The organism is Pantoea sp. FN0305 (genome assembly GCF_050113845.1).
Lineage (GTDB): Bacteria > Pseudomonadota > Gammaproteobacteria > Enterobacterales > Enterobacteriaceae > Mixta > Mixta alhagi.
In genome coordinates, this window is the sequence record NZ_JBNJSN010000003.1 from 144,180 (window position 1) to 161,709 (window position 17,530).

Annotated in this window: 15 protein-coding genes; 3 read left to right on the forward strand and 12 right to left on the reverse strand. The window is 53.8% G+C overall.

Annotated elements, in window-relative coordinates; translation table 11 throughout:
• Positions 1-26: 26 nt before the first annotated feature.
• The gene (locus ACQE3Y_RS07710; protein WP_426973976.1) at positions 27-500 is read right to left on the reverse strand and encodes an Hsp20 family protein; all 474 of its coding nucleotides are present in this window, start codon (positions 498-500) and stop codon (positions 27-29) included.
• Between the two features lie 314 nt (positions 501-814).
• On the opposite strand from ACQE3Y_RS07710, the gene hemB reads away from it, so the two are divergent.
• Positions 815-1,792 carry a porphobilinogen synthase gene (gene hemB, locus ACQE3Y_RS07715; RefSeq protein ID WP_426981298.1) on the forward strand — a complete coding sequence of 326 codons (978 nt, stop codon included), beginning with the start codon at positions 815-817 and terminating at the stop codon, positions 1,790-1,792.
• A 255-nt stretch (positions 1,793-2,047) separates the two neighbouring features.
• Positions 2,048-3,016, forward strand: coding sequence for a sensor domain-containing diguanylate cyclase (locus tag ACQE3Y_RS07720; RefSeq protein WP_426981300.1), 969 nt, complete (start codon positions 2,048-2,050; stop codon positions 3,014-3,016).
• A gap of 5 nt (positions 3,017-3,021) precedes the next feature.
• Here the strand turns inward: ACQE3Y_RS07720 and pqqF are convergent, their stop codons facing one another.
• The 9 genes from pqqF to ACQE3Y_RS07765 form a co-directional block, all read right to left on the reverse strand.
• A complete protein-coding gene (gene pqqF, locus ACQE3Y_RS07725) occupies positions 3,022-5,397 on the reverse strand; it encodes a pyrroloquinoline quinone biosynthesis protein PqqF (protein WP_426981303.1) in 2,376 nt (791 codons plus the stop codon).
• Positions 5,397-6,560: a pyrroloquinoline quinone biosynthesis protein PqqE gene (gene pqqE / locus ACQE3Y_RS07730; RefSeq protein ID WP_426973972.1), complete on the reverse strand. Its 1,164-nt coding sequence runs from the start codon at positions 6,558-6,560 to the stop codon at positions 5,397-5,399. Before pqqE ends, pqqF begins: the two co-directional genes overlap by 1 nt.
• On the reverse strand, positions 6,529-6,807 hold the full coding sequence (gene pqqD / locus ACQE3Y_RS07735) for a pyrroloquinoline quinone biosynthesis peptide chaperone PqqD (protein ID WP_426973971.1): 279 nt from the start codon (positions 6,805-6,807) through the stop codon (positions 6,529-6,531). Before pqqD ends, pqqE begins: the two co-directional genes overlap by 32 nt.
• Positions 6,807-7,562, reverse strand: a complete 756-nt coding sequence (gene pqqC / locus ACQE3Y_RS07740; protein ID WP_426973970.1) for a pyrroloquinoline-quinone synthase PqqC — start codon at positions 7,560-7,562, stop codon at positions 6,807-6,809. Before pqqC ends, pqqD begins: the two co-directional genes overlap by 1 nt.
• Positions 7,563-7,564: 2 nt before the next feature.
• Positions 7,565-8,476 carry a pyrroloquinoline quinone biosynthesis protein PqqB gene (pqqB, locus tag ACQE3Y_RS07745; protein WP_426981305.1) on the reverse strand — a complete coding sequence of 304 codons (912 nt, stop codon included), beginning with the start codon at positions 8,474-8,476 and terminating at the stop codon, positions 7,565-7,567.
• 53 nt (positions 8,477-8,529) lie between these two features.
• The gene (gene pqqA / locus ACQE3Y_RS07750) at positions 8,530-8,607 is read right to left on the reverse strand and encodes a pyrroloquinoline quinone precursor peptide PqqA (protein WP_071883753.1); all 78 of its coding nucleotides are present in this window, start codon (positions 8,605-8,607) and stop codon (positions 8,530-8,532) included.
• Positions 8,608-8,737: 130 nt separating this feature from the next.
• Positions 8,738-9,778: a dipeptidase gene (locus ACQE3Y_RS07755; RefSeq protein ID WP_426981306.1), complete on the reverse strand. Its 1,041-nt coding sequence runs from the start codon at positions 9,776-9,778 to the stop codon at positions 8,738-8,740.
• Positions 9,775-10,773: an alpha/beta fold hydrolase gene (locus tag ACQE3Y_RS07760; protein ID WP_426981308.1), complete on the reverse strand. Its 999-nt coding sequence runs from the start codon at positions 10,771-10,773 to the stop codon at positions 9,775-9,777. The genes ACQE3Y_RS07755 and ACQE3Y_RS07760 overlap by 4 nt, the downstream gene beginning before the upstream one ends.
• A 127-nt stretch (positions 10,774-10,900) precedes the next feature.
• Positions 10,901-13,669, reverse strand: a complete 2,769-nt coding sequence (locus ACQE3Y_RS07765) for an autotransporter outer membrane beta-barrel domain-containing protein (RefSeq protein ID WP_426981310.1) — start codon at positions 13,667-13,669, stop codon at positions 10,901-10,903.
• A 568-nt stretch (positions 13,670-14,237) separates the two neighbouring features.
• On the opposite strand from ACQE3Y_RS07765, the gene ACQE3Y_RS07770 reads away from it, so the two are divergent.
• Positions 14,238-14,735, forward strand: coding sequence for a CinA family protein (locus tag ACQE3Y_RS07770; RefSeq protein WP_085068741.1), 498 nt, complete (start codon positions 14,238-14,240; stop codon positions 14,733-14,735).
• A gap of 52 nt (positions 14,736-14,787) precedes the next feature.
• On the opposite strand, the gene ACQE3Y_RS07775 is transcribed toward ACQE3Y_RS07770, so the two are convergent.
• Together ACQE3Y_RS07775 and ACQE3Y_RS07780 are read right to left on the reverse strand one after the other, a co-directional pair.
• Positions 14,788-15,981: a zinc-dependent alcohol dehydrogenase gene (locus ACQE3Y_RS07775; protein WP_250651445.1), complete on the reverse strand. Its 1,194-nt coding sequence runs from the start codon at positions 15,979-15,981 to the stop codon at positions 14,788-14,790.
• A 382-nt stretch (positions 15,982-16,363) separates the two neighbouring features.
• Positions 16,364-16,975 carry a helix-turn-helix transcriptional regulator gene (locus ACQE3Y_RS07780; protein WP_426973965.1) on the reverse strand — a complete coding sequence of 204 codons (612 nt, stop codon included), beginning with the start codon at positions 16,973-16,975 and terminating at the stop codon, positions 16,364-16,366.
• Between the last annotated feature and the right edge of the window lie 555 nt (positions 16,976-17,530).

Below are 17,530 nucleotides of genomic sequence, written 5' to 3' on the forward strand. Positions count from 1 at the left end.
CCCGGCGACAGGGCCGGGGACGACTATCAGGCGTTGTGTTCAATAACCCGCTGCTGGCTTTCAATCGCAATTTTGCGCGGTTTCTCGCTTTCAGGGATCTCCTGATACAGCGAAATTTCCAGCAGGCCATGCTCCAGACGCGCACGCTCCACTTTGACATGCTGCGGCAGAGCAAAGCTGACGCTAAAGTTATGTCGGCTGATGCCGCGATGCAGCCAGGCGCTTTTTTCATCCTGCTGGTGTTGTTCTTCAAGGCGTTTACCGCTAACGGTCAGCTGGCCGCCTGTGGCGCTGATGTCCAGCTCTTCCTCTTTCCAGCCAGGAACGCTGAGCATTATGGAATAGTGGCTTTCATCAAGACGTTTAATATCACAGGCTGGCGTAGTGGCCAGCGGCGCATCCCCGGTTAACTGACTAAACAGCCGATCGATACGGTTAAAACGATCGGAAAACAGCGTGTCGGTAACGTCGGGGAACAGAGAAAGTGATTTGAATGCCATGAATAACCTCCTGAAAATCTCTCATTGAGCCGTCAAAAGCTTAAACATGTCAGGGAGAGCGCCTCCCTGAGCACTATGTATGTGCTGGCAACCTTTTTTCAAGCGGCGCTTAAAATAATGATTTTTTATATTAAAAATAACTGCTCAGATCCGGCAGGAATATTAAACGGCGGAATGTTGCCTGGCTGTTAAATATAATTATTAAGTCACGGTTACGGTTAATTTTTTGCCTGAAATGTCGCACGGGAAGTTTCCCCCGATAATCTAAAAGCGCGTACACTATGATGACTTTTTCACCTGTACAGCAAATAACTATGTCTGATATTTCTCTGATTAATCGTCCCAGAAGATTACGTAAAAGCGCCGCGCTGCGCGATATGTTCCAGGAAACCACGCTGAGCCGCAACGATCTGGCCCTGCCGATCTTTGTTGAAGAAGGCGTGGATGATTACAAAGCGATTGAAGCGATGCCGGGCGTTATGCGCATTCCGGAAAAACGCCTGGCTTATGAAATTGAACGCATTGCTAAAGCAGGTATTCGTTCAGTAATGACCTTCGGTATTTCCCATCATACCGACGCCACCGGCAGCGATGCCTGGCAGGAAAATGGCCTGGTGGCGCGTATGTCGCGCATCTGCAAAGATACGGTGCCGGAAATGATCGTTATGTCCGATACCTGCTTCTGCGAATACACCTCACACGGCCACTGCGGCGTATTGTGCGATCACGGTGTTGATAATGATGCAACGCTGATTAACCTTGGCAAGCAGGCAGTGGTCGCCGCGCAGGCGGGCGCTGATTTTATTGCGCCCTCTGCGGCAATGGATGGTCAGGTTGCAGCGATTCGTCGGGCGCTGGATGAAGCTGGCTTTACCGATACCGCGATTATGTCCTACTCCACTAAATTTGCGTCATCCTTCTACGGCCCGTTCCGTGAAGCCGCAGGCACGGCGCTGAAAGGCGATCGTAAAACCTATCAGATGAACCCCATGAACCGTCGTGAAGCGATCCGTGAGTCATTGATTGATGCGGCGGAAGGGGCTGATTCGCTGATGGTTAAACCGGCGGGCGCTTACCTGGATATTCTGCGCGATATTCGTGAACGCACTGAATTGCCGCTGGCGGCTTATCAGGTAAGCGGTGAGTATGCGATGATCAAGTTTGCCGCTCAGGCAGGCGCGATCAATGAAGACGCGGTGATTCTGGAAAGCCTGGGAGCGATTAAACGCGCCGGCGCGGATCTCATCTTTAGCTATTTTGCTCTCGATCTGGCAGAACGTAATCTGCTGTAAGGTCTCTTACAGGCAGCCGACCGGCTGCCTGTATCACACTCATTGATAGGTTTTTTCCTTCTCAGGTTTACCTCCTTCCGCAGGCCAGCTAAGGTAAATATTTCACTCAGATTGCTACTGCTTGCCAGGCGGCGCGCTGACGTTGATTTATCCCTGAATCATATCAGCGTGAATTCACCCTGAAGTTGTGCCTTTTCTGACCGATACTGTCACCAGAAGTACATAAATCAAAAAATATAAAGTTTGAAGGCTTTTATGAAAACACCAAGAATCCCTGCAAATGAGCCTCAGCGTCTGAGCGAGCTTCATGCGCTGAAAATATTAAACACGCCCGCCGAGGAGCGTTTCGATCGTCTGACGCGCCTGGCGAAACGGCTGTTTAACGTTTCAGTATCGGTTGTCAGCCTGCTGGATGCCGAGCATCAATGGTTTAAATCAGGAGACGGCATCAGCGTTACCCAAACCGCACGCGATATCTCTTTTTGTGGCCATGCCATTCTGCAGGATGATGTGATGGTGGTGGAGAATGCCTGCAACGATCCGCGTTTCTATGATAATCCGCTGGTGATCGGCGAGCCGCATATCCGTTTCTATGCGGGATGCCCGCTGCGCGCGCCTAACGGGGCCAAAGTGGGCACGCTATGCATTCTGGATAACCAGGCGCGCACTTTTAATGGTGAAGACGTCTGCGCGCTGCGCGACCTGGCCTCTATGGCTGAAGCAGAGCTGCTGAATTTCCAGGCAGCCACTTCTGACGAACTCACGCAGATATCCAACCGACGCGGCTTTATGACCCTGGGACAGATGCTGCTGAAAGAGTGCGCGCTGCGCCACTACTCTGCCTGCCTGGCGTTTTTCGACCTCGATCAGTTTAAACAAATCAACGATACCTTTGGGCATCGGGAAGGCGACCGGGCCTTGATGGATTTTGCTGACGCGCTGAAAACCAGCTTTCGTCAGTCGGCGTTATTTGCCCGTCTCGGCGGCGATGAGTTTGTGGTGCTGTTTATCGATACGAATCAACAGCAGGCGAACGCGCGGCTGGAAGATTTTCGTGCCGAGCTGCAACGTTATATGGAGCCGCTTGATCGCCGCTACCGCCTGGATTTTTCCGTAGGAATGGTGGAGTTTGATCCCACCCAGCCGCAACCGCTTACGGGATTGCTGAGTCAAAGCGACGATATTATGTATCAACATAAAAAAGCGCGTCGCCAGCGCCACTAAGCTGCTTATTCAGTCTCTGCCGCACACTGCCACCACCAGACGCGATCGCACAGCTTTTGATGCCAGGCAATCAGCCCGGGCGCATCCAGACGCTCAAGCAGCTGGCGCGCCGCCGGAGAAGTCAGATCGGGAAAAGCCAGCGCCTGACGCGCCTGCTCCAGCGTATCACCCTCTGGCTGGAGCCGCTGCCACAGTCGTTCACGCTTTTCCGCCAGCTCATCAGCGGAAAGACGGGCAAGCTCATTTTCCATTACCCGTAAAAAACGCTGAATATGCGTTAACAACGCGGCGGCATTATGCTGCGGCGACTGCAGCGCAAACAGTATTCCTGTGCGATCGGCCGCATGATGAAAACTGCAGCTCACCACGTAGCCGACCTGCTGTTCTACGCGCAGACGCTGAAAGAAGGCTGGCTGATAAATCAGCGCCAGCATCCGCCACGCCAGCTGTGCCTCAAGACCAGGCTGCGTCAGCGGGCAAAACAGCAGCAGGGCCGTATCGCCCTGCGTCAGGCGCAGAGCGTGCTGCTGCCCCGGCTGCGGCTCGCATGGCAGCCAGTCGGTTACACGTTGTACGCGCCCCGGCATGCGGCTCAATAGTCGGGAGAGCCTTTGGGTCAGCGCCTGGCCGCCGCCAACCAGCGCCGCCTGCCAGACAATTTCATTGAGTTTCGCACAGAGCGACTGCTGCGCCAGCAGCCAGCGCGGCAGTTGGCTAAGCAGCTGACGTACCGGGATCTCACCCTGCTCTTGCTGCTGCTCTCGCTGCCAGGCGCGCGCGCCTGCATCCAGCGAGGTAAAGGTGTGCAGCCGCGAAACGATCGCCGCCAGCGCTGCCACCATCAATGCCGGTTCACCGCTCAGATGAAGCTGCCAGATGCCCTGCCGCCGTTCAACGCTTAATCTGCCGCCCTGATGCGCCAGGCTGGCTGATAACGCACGCAGCGCCGCCTGTAAGGCGTAGCCCAACGCATCGGTAATGGGTTTCTCCGGCACCGGACGCAGCGTTAATACCGCAGGCGCAGAGGCAGGTAAATAGAGTAAGGGAACCGCTCTGTGAGGTAGGGTTTGCGGCGCCAGCAGCGGCGAAAAAGGCCAGAAACGCAGCGGCAAAGCGGTAGTGGCGGGAGTATGCTGCAAAGGCGCGTGGATAAACTCAAATCCGGCCGATGAGGTCATCTCGCCCTGTACGGTCTCATCCAGCCACAGTCGGCTGACTTCGGCGTTCTGTAACTGCTCCAGCCAATGTTGCCACTTATCTGGCGTAACTGACGCGGGCGGCGCGAAGCCGAACGCCCGATCGCGTAGGCGATCGAGCGCGCTTTTATCGGCATGCTGGCGCTGCGCCAGCTGCAAATAATGGTTTAACTGGGAGGCGGTAAAGTCAGCAAGCTGAGCAAGCCACTGCCGCAGCGCAGCCTCCAGCGTTGCAGTGAGCGTGGGGCGCACATGGGCCGGTACAAAACAGACGGCAATCAGCGCCGCCCCTCCGCCGCGCCAGACCTCCTGCAAACTCACGCCATCACAAATATCAGCGGCTCGCAGCTGCGCCAGCAGGCCGCCTTCCGCCTCATCCAGTAGCAGCTGCTGCAACAGTGCGCACCAGCCCGCATCGCTCTCCTGCCAATGGTTAAGAGCCAAGGTTAGCGTGAATTGCGACGCGCCTGTGATGCGCACCGCACCATCCGCACGCGCCTGTAAATGGGCAGGCGATACAGCCGGGGCGTCAATGGATACGGGCAGGCTTGCCCCGCAGCACCGGGCAATAGCTTCCAGCTCAGCCAGCGGCTGCGGGCCGGAAAGCCAAAGCGTCATCGCCCCCGCATGATAGCGCTGCTGATGAAACTCTTGCAGCGCCTGGCGTAATCGGCTGTGATCTTCGCCAAAGCTGGCGCGGTTGCCGACGTGGAAACGCTGCATCGCGGGCGGGCCCTGAAAAAAGTACCGCTGTGCCACGCCGGTTAGCGTTTGGGCATCCTGACACAGCAGACGATATTCGGCGTCAATCACCGCCGTTTCCTGCGCAATCGCCTCTGATGAAAGCTGCGGGCACGCCAGCATATCCACCAGCCGCATCAGCCCCGCTTCCAGCCCGCTGGCAGGCAGGCTAAAGAAATAGGCGGTGCGATCGGCGCGAGTGGTAGCATTAAGGCGGCCTCCCTGCGCGGGTACCCAGCTCATGAGCCGCTGCTCACCGCTATAGCTTGCGCTGCCGGTAAACAGCAGATGCTCCAGCAGATGCGCCAGGCCCGGCCACTGCTCTGGCTCATGATCGCTGCCGCTGGCGACCTGTAGTAGCGCTGCCGCTTCTGACGCCTGCGCGTCGTGCAGCAGCCGCACCGTCAGACCATTATCGAGCCGTAACGAGGCCGCCTGCGACATTATGCGTTCGCCTTAAAGATCAGCTGAGAATTAACCCGATTGCGGAACTGCAGCTGGCTGATTTGCATCTGGGTGCAGTTGGCCGCCTCGCGCGCCGCAATGATTTTGCCGTGATGCGGCGATTTCGCACAGACCGGATCGGCATTATCGGCATTGCCGGTCAGCATAAAGGCCTGACAGCGGCAGCCGCCGAAATCCTTCTCTTTTTCGTCACAGGAGCGGCAAGGCTCCGGCATCCAGTCAAAGCCGCGATAGCGATTAAAGCCGAAAGAGTCATACCAGATATGCTGCAGGTCATGCTCCAGCACTGACGGAAACGTGACCGGCAGCTGACGCGCGCTGTGACACGGCAGCGCGGTGCCTTCCGGCGTCACGCTGAGGAAAATCGCGCCCCAGCCGCCCATACAGCCTTTGGGACGTTCTTCATAATAATCTGGCGTAACAAACAGCAAATTGGTCAGGCTGCCGCTTTCCGCCATGCGCTCGCGGTACTGCTTCACCACCTGCTCGGCACGTTCAATCTGTTCGCGCGTTGGCAGCAGGCCTTCTCGATTGAGCTGCGCCCAACCGTAAAACTGACAGGTCGCCAGTTCGACGTCATCCGCCTCCAGTTCGATGCACAGCTCGATAATGCGATCGATCTGGTCGATATTATGGCGATGCAGCACGAAGTTCAGCACCATCGGATAACCGTGCGCTTTGACCGCCCGCGCCATTTCCAGCTTCTGCCGGAAGGCTTTTTCCGAACCGGCCAGCGCGGCGTTCAGGGTTTCATCGCTGGCCTGGAAGCTGATTTGAATATGATCCAGCCCGGCCTCAGCAAAGCTATCAATCTTTTTCTCGGTCAGCCCGATGCCGGAGGTGATCAGGTTGGTGTAAAAACCGAGATTGCGTGCGGCAGCAATCAGCTCCGGCAGATCTTTACGCACCAGCGGCTCGCCGCCGGAAAAGCCGATCTGCACGCTGCCCATCGCCCGTGCCTGTCGAAATACTTCAATCCACTGCTCAGTAGTCAGCTCTTTATCTTGTTGAGCAAAGTCGAGCGGGTTGGAGCAGTAAGGGCACTGCAGCGGGCAGCGGTAGGTTAACTCCGCCAGCAGCCACAGCGGCGGATTCACCGCCGGTTTCCGTTCAGTCACGGAAGATGATCCACTTCTGTTCATAGGCCTGACCAAAAAATTCAGTAACGTCGTTGCCCAGATCGGGCACGCCGGGGAAGCGCGCGCTCAGCTCGGCGACGATATCGCCCAGCGTCCGCTTGCCGTCCACCAGCAGTAAAATTTCAGCAGCGCTGCCGTTGAGTCGCGCCATTCCTTCCGGATAGAGCATAACATGACAGTTCTGCGTCTCTTCCCACTGCAGGCGAAAGCCACGGCGGAACTGCGGCGTCTGTAAAGCGTTGATTTCCATTACACCAGTCTCGTTTTATGCCAGGCGAGATCCGCCGTTACCGTATGGTAAGGCGGTCGTTTTATTTCATACGCCATCGTCATCGCGTCCAGCATGCTCCACAGGATATCCAGCTTGAACTGCAGGATTTCCAGCATGCGCTGCTGTTTCTCTACCGTGTCGCAATACTCCAGCGCCAGTTGCAGGCCATGCTCCACGTCGCGGTTCGCCTGGCTCAAACGGCTGCGGAAATAGTCGTAGCCTTCCGCTTCGATCCACGGATAGTGCTGCGGCCAGCTGTCGAGCCGCGCCTGATGGATCTGCGGCGCAAACAGCTCGGTCAAAGAGCTGCAGGCTGCTTCCTGCCAGTTAGCGCGTCGGGCAAAGTTGACATAGGCATCTACGGCGAAGCGTACGCCGGGCAACACCAGCGCTTCCGACTGCACCACCTCGCGTTTCAGGCCTACCGCCTCGCCCAGTCGCAGCCAGGCCTCAATGCCGCCTTCGCTGTCGCCGTTGCCGTCGTGATCGAGAATGCGCTGCACCCACTTGCGACGCACCTCCGGATGCGGACAGTTAGCCATAATGGCGGCATCCTTCAGCGGAATATTGGTCTGATAGTAGTAGCGGTTCGCTACCCAGCCCTGAATCTGTTCGCGCGTGGCTGTGCCGTTATGCATCGCGATATGGTAGGGATGATGAATATGGTAATAAGCGCCTTTGGCGCGCAGCGCCTGTTCAAAAGCCTGCGGCGAAAGCGGCTGTGCCTGCGTCATGGTTATACCTCGATTAACATGCCATCCCAGCTCACTTCGATGCCCTGCTGCGTCAGGCTTTGGCGCTCGGCGGACTCTTCATCCAGGATGGGGTTGGTGTTGTTAATATGAATCAGAATTTTGCGTTCTGCCGGCAGTGACGCCAGCAGCGCAGCCAGCCCCTGCTCTTCTGAGAGCGCCAGATGGCCCATATCTTTACCGGTGTTTTTGCCGACGCCGGTGGCCGCCAGTTCGTTATCACGCCACAGCGTGCCGTCAATCAGCAGGCAATCCGCCTTTTGCAGCCATGGCATCAACGCATCATCAGGCTCGCCCAGCCCCGGCGCGTACAGCAGGCTTTTACCGCTGCTGCCGTCTTCAATAAACAGCGCCACGTTGTGGCCCGGCAATGGCCGATCGCGCCAGGGCGAGTAAGGCGGCGCATTGCTTAACAGCGGAATGGCGGTAAAGCGCAGGCTTTGGCACACGCTGACGCTAAAGGTCTGCTCCGGCACGATGCCGTGATGAATCAGGCCGCCGTTCCAGTGGGAAAGCATGGTGAATACCGGAAAGCCGGTAGTGAGATCCTGATGGACCTCCTCCGTACACCAGACATGATGCGGACAGCCTTCACGCAAATTGAGTAAGCCCGCGCTATGATCGATTTGGCTGTCGGTAAGAATAATGGCGCCAATACCGGTGCCGCGCAGCACGTCGGGATTATTCAATTCGGGCGAAGCCAGCAGCTGATGGCAAATATCGGGAGAGACATTGCACAGCACCCAATCTTTTCCGTTATCGCTAATAGCGATAGAGGATTGCGTACGCCGCGAGGTTTTCATCGTGCCGTTACGCACGCCCTGGCAGTTTTTACAGTTACAGTTCCATTGCGGGAACCCTCCGCCAGCTGCGGAGCCAAGAACTTTGATCTGCATGTGATAACCGGGAAAGGAAAGAAACAGGCCCGCGACTGGCGCGGGCACAGGGATTAACGGTTGGAAATGTACAGAGTAACTTCCAGACCCAGACGTAAATCTTCAAATGCAGGTTTGATCCATGCAGACATAACTTTTCTCCTCTTAGCGTTAAAAATGACGGATTGTCACCATTAATTGCGGCAGGCAATCCGTGAGTTGTCAAATATGAAAATTTGGCAGCGCAGATGTTGCTCTAATGTGACCTGAATCGCAACTTTTCTATTGACCCCACGTGCGCTTTAACACGTGTAGCCAGTTACGCCAGGCCAGCTTCTCTTGCAGTTGCGCATCAATGCCGGCAGCGGCTAACGCCTCAAAAAGTCGGGGCATACCGCTCACATCGCCCAACGGCTCCGGCACGCTAATGCCATCAAAATCCGAGCCGAAGCCAACGCGATCTTCACCTAACTTATCAAGCAGAAAACACAAATGTTTAACAATTTCGTTAAGTGAAGTCTCAGCGTTGCGCGCGCCATCGGCGCGCAAAAAGGCGTTGCCAAAGTTTACGCCGACAAAGCCGTCGCTGGCAGCGATAGCTTCCAGTTGCGCATTGGTCAGGTTGCGCGGCTGGGCGCAAAGCGCATGCGCATTGGAATGCGTGGCTACCAGCGGCGCATCGCTCAGCTCGGCGGTTTGCCAAAAGGTTTTCTCGTTCATATGTGAAAGGTCGATCAGCAGCCGCCGCTGATTGCAGGCGCGGATCAGCGCCTTGCCCGCCGCCGTCATTCCCTCGCCGGTATCGGGCGAACCGGGAAAACCGCCGTTCACACCAACACCGAAGCGATTAGGCAGATTCCAGAAAGGCCCAATGCTACGCAGGCCGAGTTGGTAAAAGCGATCCAGCAGCGTCAGCTCCTCATCCAGCATCTCTGCGCCTTCGATATGCATCACCAGCGCCAGCACATCCTGCTGCAGGCACTGTTCAATATCGGCGGCCGTCACACAGAGCCGCGCCCGTCCAGCAGAGGCCTCCGCCAGCTGACGCAGAATGGCGATTTGCGCCTCGGCAATCGCCAGCGCGTCGTGCTGCGCCTGCACCAGGCTCACTTCCTGGCCGCGCTCTCCCGCCAGCCAGGCGACCGGCGGCACAAAGACCGCAAACAGCCCGCCAGCAAAGCCGCCCTGCCGCATACGTGGAAAATCGAGATGGCCCTGCTCCCGACCGGCGAAAAAAGCCTGCGCCGGATTATCGGCATGATTTACCCACAGGCGCAGCAACAAATCGTTGTGGCCATCAAAAAATTTTCCCGCAGTGATCATTTTAACGTTGCTAAATCCTCGATCAGCGCCTGGTGAAATTTCTCCGGCGCTTCCATTTGTGGCGCGTGTCCCATGCCGTCAAACTCTACCAGGCGGGCATGAGGAATGCGTTTTGCCGCCTCTTTGCCCAGCACCTCGTAGTGACCCAGCTGCGCCTTCACCTCCGGCGTGGCAATATCGCTGCCGATGGCGGTGGTATCGGCAGTACCGATAAACAGGGTGGTGGGAACACGCAGATCCGGCAATTCATAATAAACCGGCTGGGTATAGATCATGTCGTAGATCAGCGCAGAGTTCCAGGCGACTTTTTTATGCCCCGGCCCGCTGTTCAACCCGGCCAGCATATCAACCCATTTGTCATACTCCGGCTTCCACTGACCAGAGTAGTAGGTTTGCTGCTCATACTTTTTGATGCCTTCCGCCGACAGCTTCAGCTCGCGCTGATACCAGTCATCCACCGATCGCCAGGGCGCGCCCTTTGCTTTCCAGTCCTCAAGGCCGATAGGATTCACCATCACCAGCTTTTCGGTCTGCTGTGGATACATCAGCGCGTAACGCGTCGCCAGCATGCCGCCGGTAGAGTGGCCGATAACGATCGCTTTCTTCACGCCGAGATGCTGTAGTAGCTGATGGGTATTGTTAGCCAGTTGCTGGAAGCTGTACTGATAGTTAGCTGGTTTGGTCGAGGTACAAAAACCGATCTGATCCCGGGCGATAACCCGATAGCCTTGCTGGCTCAGCGCGCGCAGCGTGCTTTCCCAGGTGGCACCGCAAAAGTTTTTGCCGTGCATCAGCACCACAACGTGACCGTTGGCATTGCCGACCGGCTTAACATCCATATATCCCATGCTGAGCGACTGCTGCTGGGAAGAAAAAGTGAAGTGCTGTAGCGGATAAGGCATCGGAAAGCCTTCCAACTGCTCGCCGTAAGAAGCCGCAGCGGCGTTGCCCGCCGCCAGCATCAGCCCCAGGGCCAAGGACGTTAGCTTATTCATTATTTTGCTCCTGTGTAATGTGACAGCCGAAGCGGTAAAAAAACAACCAGTACGGCAAAAATATAAGCGCAATCAGGCCAGTCTGGAGCATGACTTAAGTAAAAGCAGGTAAAGGCAACTGCTCACTTTAGAAACTAAAGCGATAACCGGCGTTAAACTGTCGCTGATTAAACTGGCTTCCGGTGGAACTGTCCCCCTCCAGATAGAACACGTGCTGGCTGGCAATCTGCGCGCTAACGCCAAGGCCATTATTCCACGCGTTGCCTTTAAAGCTGTGCCATTCCGGCGAACCGTTGAGGCGATAATGAGTTTCACCTTTAAACTCACGCACAATGCCGCTTTTCAGGTAGAGATTGAGCTGTAAGCCATCCTGCTGCACACGATAGCCGAGCAGTGCGCTGGCGCGGCCCAGCAGAGAGTGATAGCCATCGAGGTCGATATGCAGACCGTTGGAGGCGACGAGACGATCATCTTGTTGACGGCTCCAGCTTAGTTGCAGCTGCGGTTCAAGGTAAAAACCCTGCGGTGCTGAGAAGAGCTCGATGCGTTTGCCGCCCTCCAGCGATGCGCTGTAACTATCCGTTGCGCCATAACCAGAGACCGTTGCCCCCTGAGAGTCTCTGACGTTAAAGCTGTTTTTCAGCCGCCCATATTTCACCATGCCATCCAGCCACAGGCCGTTATCCGCCAGCGCAGTGAGATAGATCCCGGCATGTTGCGATCGTTGATCGCCTCTGCCGGAAGCGTAATGGGCATTGCCGTGGGTGACGCCCATAAAGGCACCAAGAATGACCGGCGTTTCAGGCGTAATCTGTTTATCAATACCAAATTGCATGCCGGAGTAACTCAGGCGAAAACCGCTGAGTTTGCCGCTGCCAAAATCATCAAAGCGCCCGCCGATGCCACGGATCCAGCCGTTGCCCATATCTTTCTTTTGCCGCAGCTCGCCAAAGCGCTGCATCAACGTCTGCGTCTCGGCATAGTTAATCAAATAGGTAATATTCAGGAAATTAGCCCCTGCATCGGCCGTGCTGGTGAGCTCCGGCTGCTCGGGCGTCGGTACCGGTGCGGGCGCAGGCTCAAGGTTTTCCTCCAGATCCAACGCTGGCTTCGGCGTTACTTCTGGTGCGGGCGCGGGTTCCGGCGGCGCAGGTGCAGGACCTGGCGGCGCGGGGGTAGGTTCTGGTTCTGGCGCGGGCTCTGGTGCAGGTTCTGGCGGCACGGGTGCGGGCTCAGGGATCTCTGCAGTGCCGGTGGCGGACAGCTGCCAGTTCGGTCCTGTTTTTTGCAGCCCAAACAGATAGCCGCCCAGCTCCACTTTTTCCGTGGTGGGCGAAAGCGCAAAGCGTGCCTGACCATCCTGCGTTTTTACCATCGTCAGCACTTCCTGACCCGTGGTGCGCATATCGCCACGATTGAGTATCTGCAAATAGTGCCTGCCTGCGCTGTTGCCGGTTACCACCAGTTGATCGCTGCGCTGCGCAGCGATATCCGTCGTCAGCGCAAAAGTGCCGCTTCCGGCCAGATTGCCTACCGTAAGATGCGATCCCGGCTCGCCGCTCATAAAGTTAACCGTGCTGTTGTCCAGGGTTAAATTATCCACCCTGGCGTTGCCCGGCATATTCCACTGGCTTTGCTCCATTTTAATATTTAAAGAGCCGCCGTTAACCCTGTCGCTGGCAGTTACTCCCGTCAGCAGCGAGCCTGCCGTCATATTCAGATCGATATTACCGCCAGCGGCACTTACGCTGCCGACAATATCGATTAGCCCACTCAGGCTGATACGGCTGGCGCGAGATCCAGGAATATATTCAGTGCCCAGCGCCATATCCAGCGGCGAGGCCATACGAATAACCGTTTTTCCGGTTAAATCAATTTCACTGCCGCTTACGGCGTATGCACCAATCGTTCCGCTATTGCCGGTAATCGCCAGGTTATCACCCTGTACCTTTCCCCCGCGCAGCGCCCATATGCCTATTGCCAGCCCATTGTCGCTGCGGATATCAATATCGCTCCAGGAGAGATTAACACTGGCTCCTTCAAACTGCGCCGAGACCGCATAAGAGCCGCTGGAAAAAATGTGGTTTCGCTGCGTCTCGCTACCGTTGAAGTTAACCGTTGCCGCCTCGCCACGCGCAACCAGTGCACCGCTGCGCTCGCTGTAAAGCGAGCTGCCTGCCCCGATCGTCGCCACGCCCTGCTCTCTGACTTCCAGCGCGTTGGCGAGATGACTGCCTGCGGTTTTAATCTGCAGTTCATCTGCCGTCAGCGTACCCAGGTTCCAGATCCCCATTGCGTCTTTGCCATGGGTTTCAATCCGGCTGCCGCGACCTAAATCTACCGTTGAGTTGGCCTGAATATTCATGCCGTAAGCGCGATCGCCTGCGGTGGTAATGGTAAGCCGGTTCGCCTTTAAACTGGCTGGCTCGCCGGATGCGCGATTATCCCGACCAAAAATATAGATACCGGTTGCCTCTGCACCGTGCGTCTGAATAAGCGAGTTCTCACCAATATCTATTCGGGTTCCCGCGTCGGAAATATATAATCCGTTGCCTACACCATGCGTAATTACGGTTAGCTCATCTGCTAATAAAGAAGCGTGATTACCCAGATAAACACCATTGGCCATCAGAGCGTTATTATTTACTTCAATACGGCTGCCGCGGCCTAAATTAATCTGCGCATCCTTTGCATCAACCTGAATACCGTAATGGCCATTGACATTAACCTTTAGTTGATTCGCCTGCAGAGTAGAATTATCGCCTTGTAAAAGAATGCCGCCTGCTACCGGCCCATTAACATTAACGCTGACGTTATTGCCTAAATTAATGGTGCTATTTGTTGCGCTAACGGGGTTACAAATACCGCAAAGGCCATTTTCACTACCCGTCACCACTATTTCATTTCCTTCACTTAGCGTCAGGAGACTATCCTTTTCCGCAGTAACCGACGCAAGCAAGGCCGCATCGTATGCCACAGGGGTAAAAGAGAGTAATGACAAAGATAAAGTGCCGCTAAGCGTTACGCTGTGCCGAATAAAATTCACTAAGGGTTTTATTTTAAATAAAGGTGTAATCACTGACTTTTTCCTCTTAAGCCTCGCCTGTTTCCGCTCGCAAAAAAAATATCACCGCTTGTTATTGCGGTAATAACCATGACGCATCAATAAAACAGAAGAAAAAAATTAAAAGGCGCACACAAAAATACCACCGTTATTAAAACCCTAGCATGAATATGAGTTATCTGGTTATTAACCCAAAAGAAATCATATTTATTAGATGATTGCTTACTGGCTGATTAAGAATATTTAAATAAACAATAGCGTTAAAATATTGATTAAGCGTCAGCAATAATAAATGCCCACTTGCCCCACGAATTTTCTGATTCATGTAAGGAATTTATTTCAAACGAAATAAAGCGCATCTTCTACACTTAATTTATTCAACCGAGTAAGGAGAACGATAATGAACGAACAACTGCGGCAGGCTGCGTCGGAACTGGGAGAGATACTCAAAGGGGCAAAAGTTAAGCTGGCAACGGCAGAATCCTGTACCGGTGGTCTGGTCAGCATGTCGATGTGTTCCGCCAGCAGCAGTGCAGATTATTTCAGCAGCGGTTTCGTGACTTATACCAATGAAGCCAAAATGCGTTTGTTGAAAGTTGACGAGCGGACGCTGGAAAAATTTACCGCCGTTAGTCAGCCGACCGCCAGAGAGATGGCAGCGGGCGCAAAGGCACAATCTGGCGAAGCGGTGAGCCTGTCGGTTACCGGCTATGCCGGACCTGACGATGGCCCGGACGGCACGCCAGCCGGTACGATCTGGTTTGGCTGGGGCTTACCGGATGGGACCATTAAGGCAGAGAGAAAGCAGTTCAGCGGCGACAGCGAATCTGTTATTAACCAGGCGGCGCTTTTCGCTCTTACCCGACTAATGACCCTGTTAAAAGAAGCGAATCAATAAAAAAAGGGTTTCAGCATTCCGGCTGAAACCCATGGGTAGTCTTTGAAAGCGGTTAAACGTGACGTAACGTTTCGGTCAGGCCCGGCACCAGAATAACTTTGCGGCACTCTTCCTGCCGCTTTTCAAAAATCTTATAGGCTTCTTCCGCCCGCTCCAGCGGCATATGGTGCGTAATAATTTCTTCCGGCTTGATTAAGCCCTGCTCAATTAAATTCAGCAGCTCCGGCAGATAGGCCTGAACATGTGTCTGACCCATTTTAAAGGTCAGCCCCTTATCAAACGCATCGCCAAACAGGAAGCCGTGGATAAAGCCTGCGTAGACGCCCGGCACGCTAACGATCCCGCCGCGTCTTACTGCTGCGATACACTGACGCAACGCTTTACCGCTACTGCCTTCCAGCTTCAGGTTAGTCATCACGGTTTCGGTCAGGCTGCCTTTCGCCTCAAATCCTACGGCATCAATCACGGCATCGACGCCACGATGGTTGGTAGTGTTTTCGATAATGTAGGCCGCCGGATCGTCATTGTCATCGAAGTTAATAGGGATCACATCATAGCGATCCCGGGCAAACGCCAGCCGATAGGGGTGATGATCCACCATAAAGATTTTTTCCGCGCCGAGCATACGTGCACAGGCAGCGGTAAGCAGACCAACGGGACCGGCACCGAAAATAGCCAGGCTGCTGCCTTTGGTCACCTGCGCATTTTTCACTGCCTGCCATGCCGTTGGCAAAATATCGGATAAAAACAGCACCTGATCGTCAGCCAGCACCGGCGGCACCTTGAACGGCCCGGTATTTGCTTTCGGTACGCGCACATACTCCGCCTGTCCGCCCGGCACGCCGCCATAAAGAGCGCTAAAACCAAACAGCGCAGCCGGTGAGGTAATCTGTTTTTTATTCAGGATCGCGCCACGTCCGGGATTGGTGGTTTCGCAGGCGGCAAACTCCTGCAGACGGCAGAAGAAGCAGTCGCCGCAGGCAATAACAAAAGGAATAACTACCCGGTCTCCTTTCTGCACCGCCGTTACTGCGGAGCCAGCTTCTACCACTTCGCCCATAAATTCATGGCCAAAAATATCGCCATGGGAAGTGCCCGGGATCTTGCCGCGGTAAAGATGCAGATCGGAACCACAGATGGCCGTCGCCGTTACACGCAAAATAATATCATCCGCAGCTTCAAGGCCGGGATCGGGAACATTATCAACTTTGACACGATGCGGGCCATGATAAGTCAGTGCTTTCATTGCCTTTCTCCATGTTGAAAAGTGAATGAGATGACCATCTCTTGACACAGGAAATATAAAAAAAACCCGCATCAAGCGGGGAGCGCATCTGCGCCAACACCAGGGAATCTATTAGTTAAAAGTTAGTATCTTGTGGCGATTCCGCAAGCAGCGGCGGGCAAAAACGCGAGATTTGTGGATAGTCAGTTGGGCAGAGCAGCCTGACAGCAGCAAAAGAAGATAAGAAATAAAAAAGCGATGCCTGAAAAGGGGCGCAGCATCGCTTTGTTAGCAACAATGTTTTTGCGTGAACATAAACCGTTACTAAATAGCACTAAGGAATTTTAATCTGTTACACCATGGGGTTTAACAGTCAACATGCAACGATAAGAATCTCTGCCGTTTAATACAGTGGTCGGCTAATAAATTGTGGATGCTTTTGCCGGTTAATGTGTTCTGAAACCAACAGTGACTTATAGATAAAATCGGCCATGCAGTGTAGTGAGCGTGCGTTCATTTTTTTCAGGCCAAAGTTCATCATCACCTTGCGTTTATGGGCCGATACGGTCTTCACAGAGATGTTCATTATTCGAGCTATCACGCCAGGGGTGACGCCACGTATCAAATATTGCAGTACTTTGCGCTGCTGGTTAGTGAGTAAAAACTCCATCGGCCTGACGCCAGCCGTGGATTCAGCAAGCTTGTCTAACAGCGCCGCAGCGGTAATTTTACGCGGTATAACGCCCTGGAAAGAATGATGGCTTTCATGCTGCTCTGAGAGATCGTCTGTAATAAAGAAAACTCTTAGCGTCCTTTTATCCAGTGATGCGAACAGATGTCGTAAAGGTTTTCGCTCATTAGTATCAATAATGATAACCAGTTCATTATCTTCTTTTTCAGAAAACGGATTTCGGGAATGATAAAAAAAGTTCCAGGTCTTATGACCCGCCTGATTCAGTAAGGCGCTTATGCCGTTGGCGAAAAAAAAGTTATCAGAACACACAATGACTTTCATAATACTTCAACATCCCTTTTTGAATAATTACGCAACCAATTTATCAGAACCATCACCATTACCAATAAAGCGAGCATTGCGTCATTCCCTGAACATCATGCTTTAAACCAAATGATTCTCGTATTTCAGGAAAGCCATCCTGGCCCTCCGATAACTCAAATGATATTACCGTTACCGTTAGTTGAGGCAATGACAAACACTTTAAATAAGCTTCTCATAAAATTTAAGAAGTTAAGCCATTCCCTTAAGATAAAGGCAACCGCATGATATTACTGCATAAATAATGCAACAAAACTGTGATAGCTGCACTTTATAGCAAAGATTTACGCTTCGCAATGTTCGATTAACTTGAAGCGGGATAAAAAACAAAGCCGTGAAAAAGTATTTTTATTAGTGGTTATTTAAAGATTTTATTTTTCTCATGTAATTTCACATAATACTGCTACTGGTAACAAAAAAGATGCTGAAATGCTGCGCCACATATATAAGGCAACTTTTGTCATCTTTTCATTAAATAAACATGTAATTTTATGCCGTTGTATGAAATAACGAAAC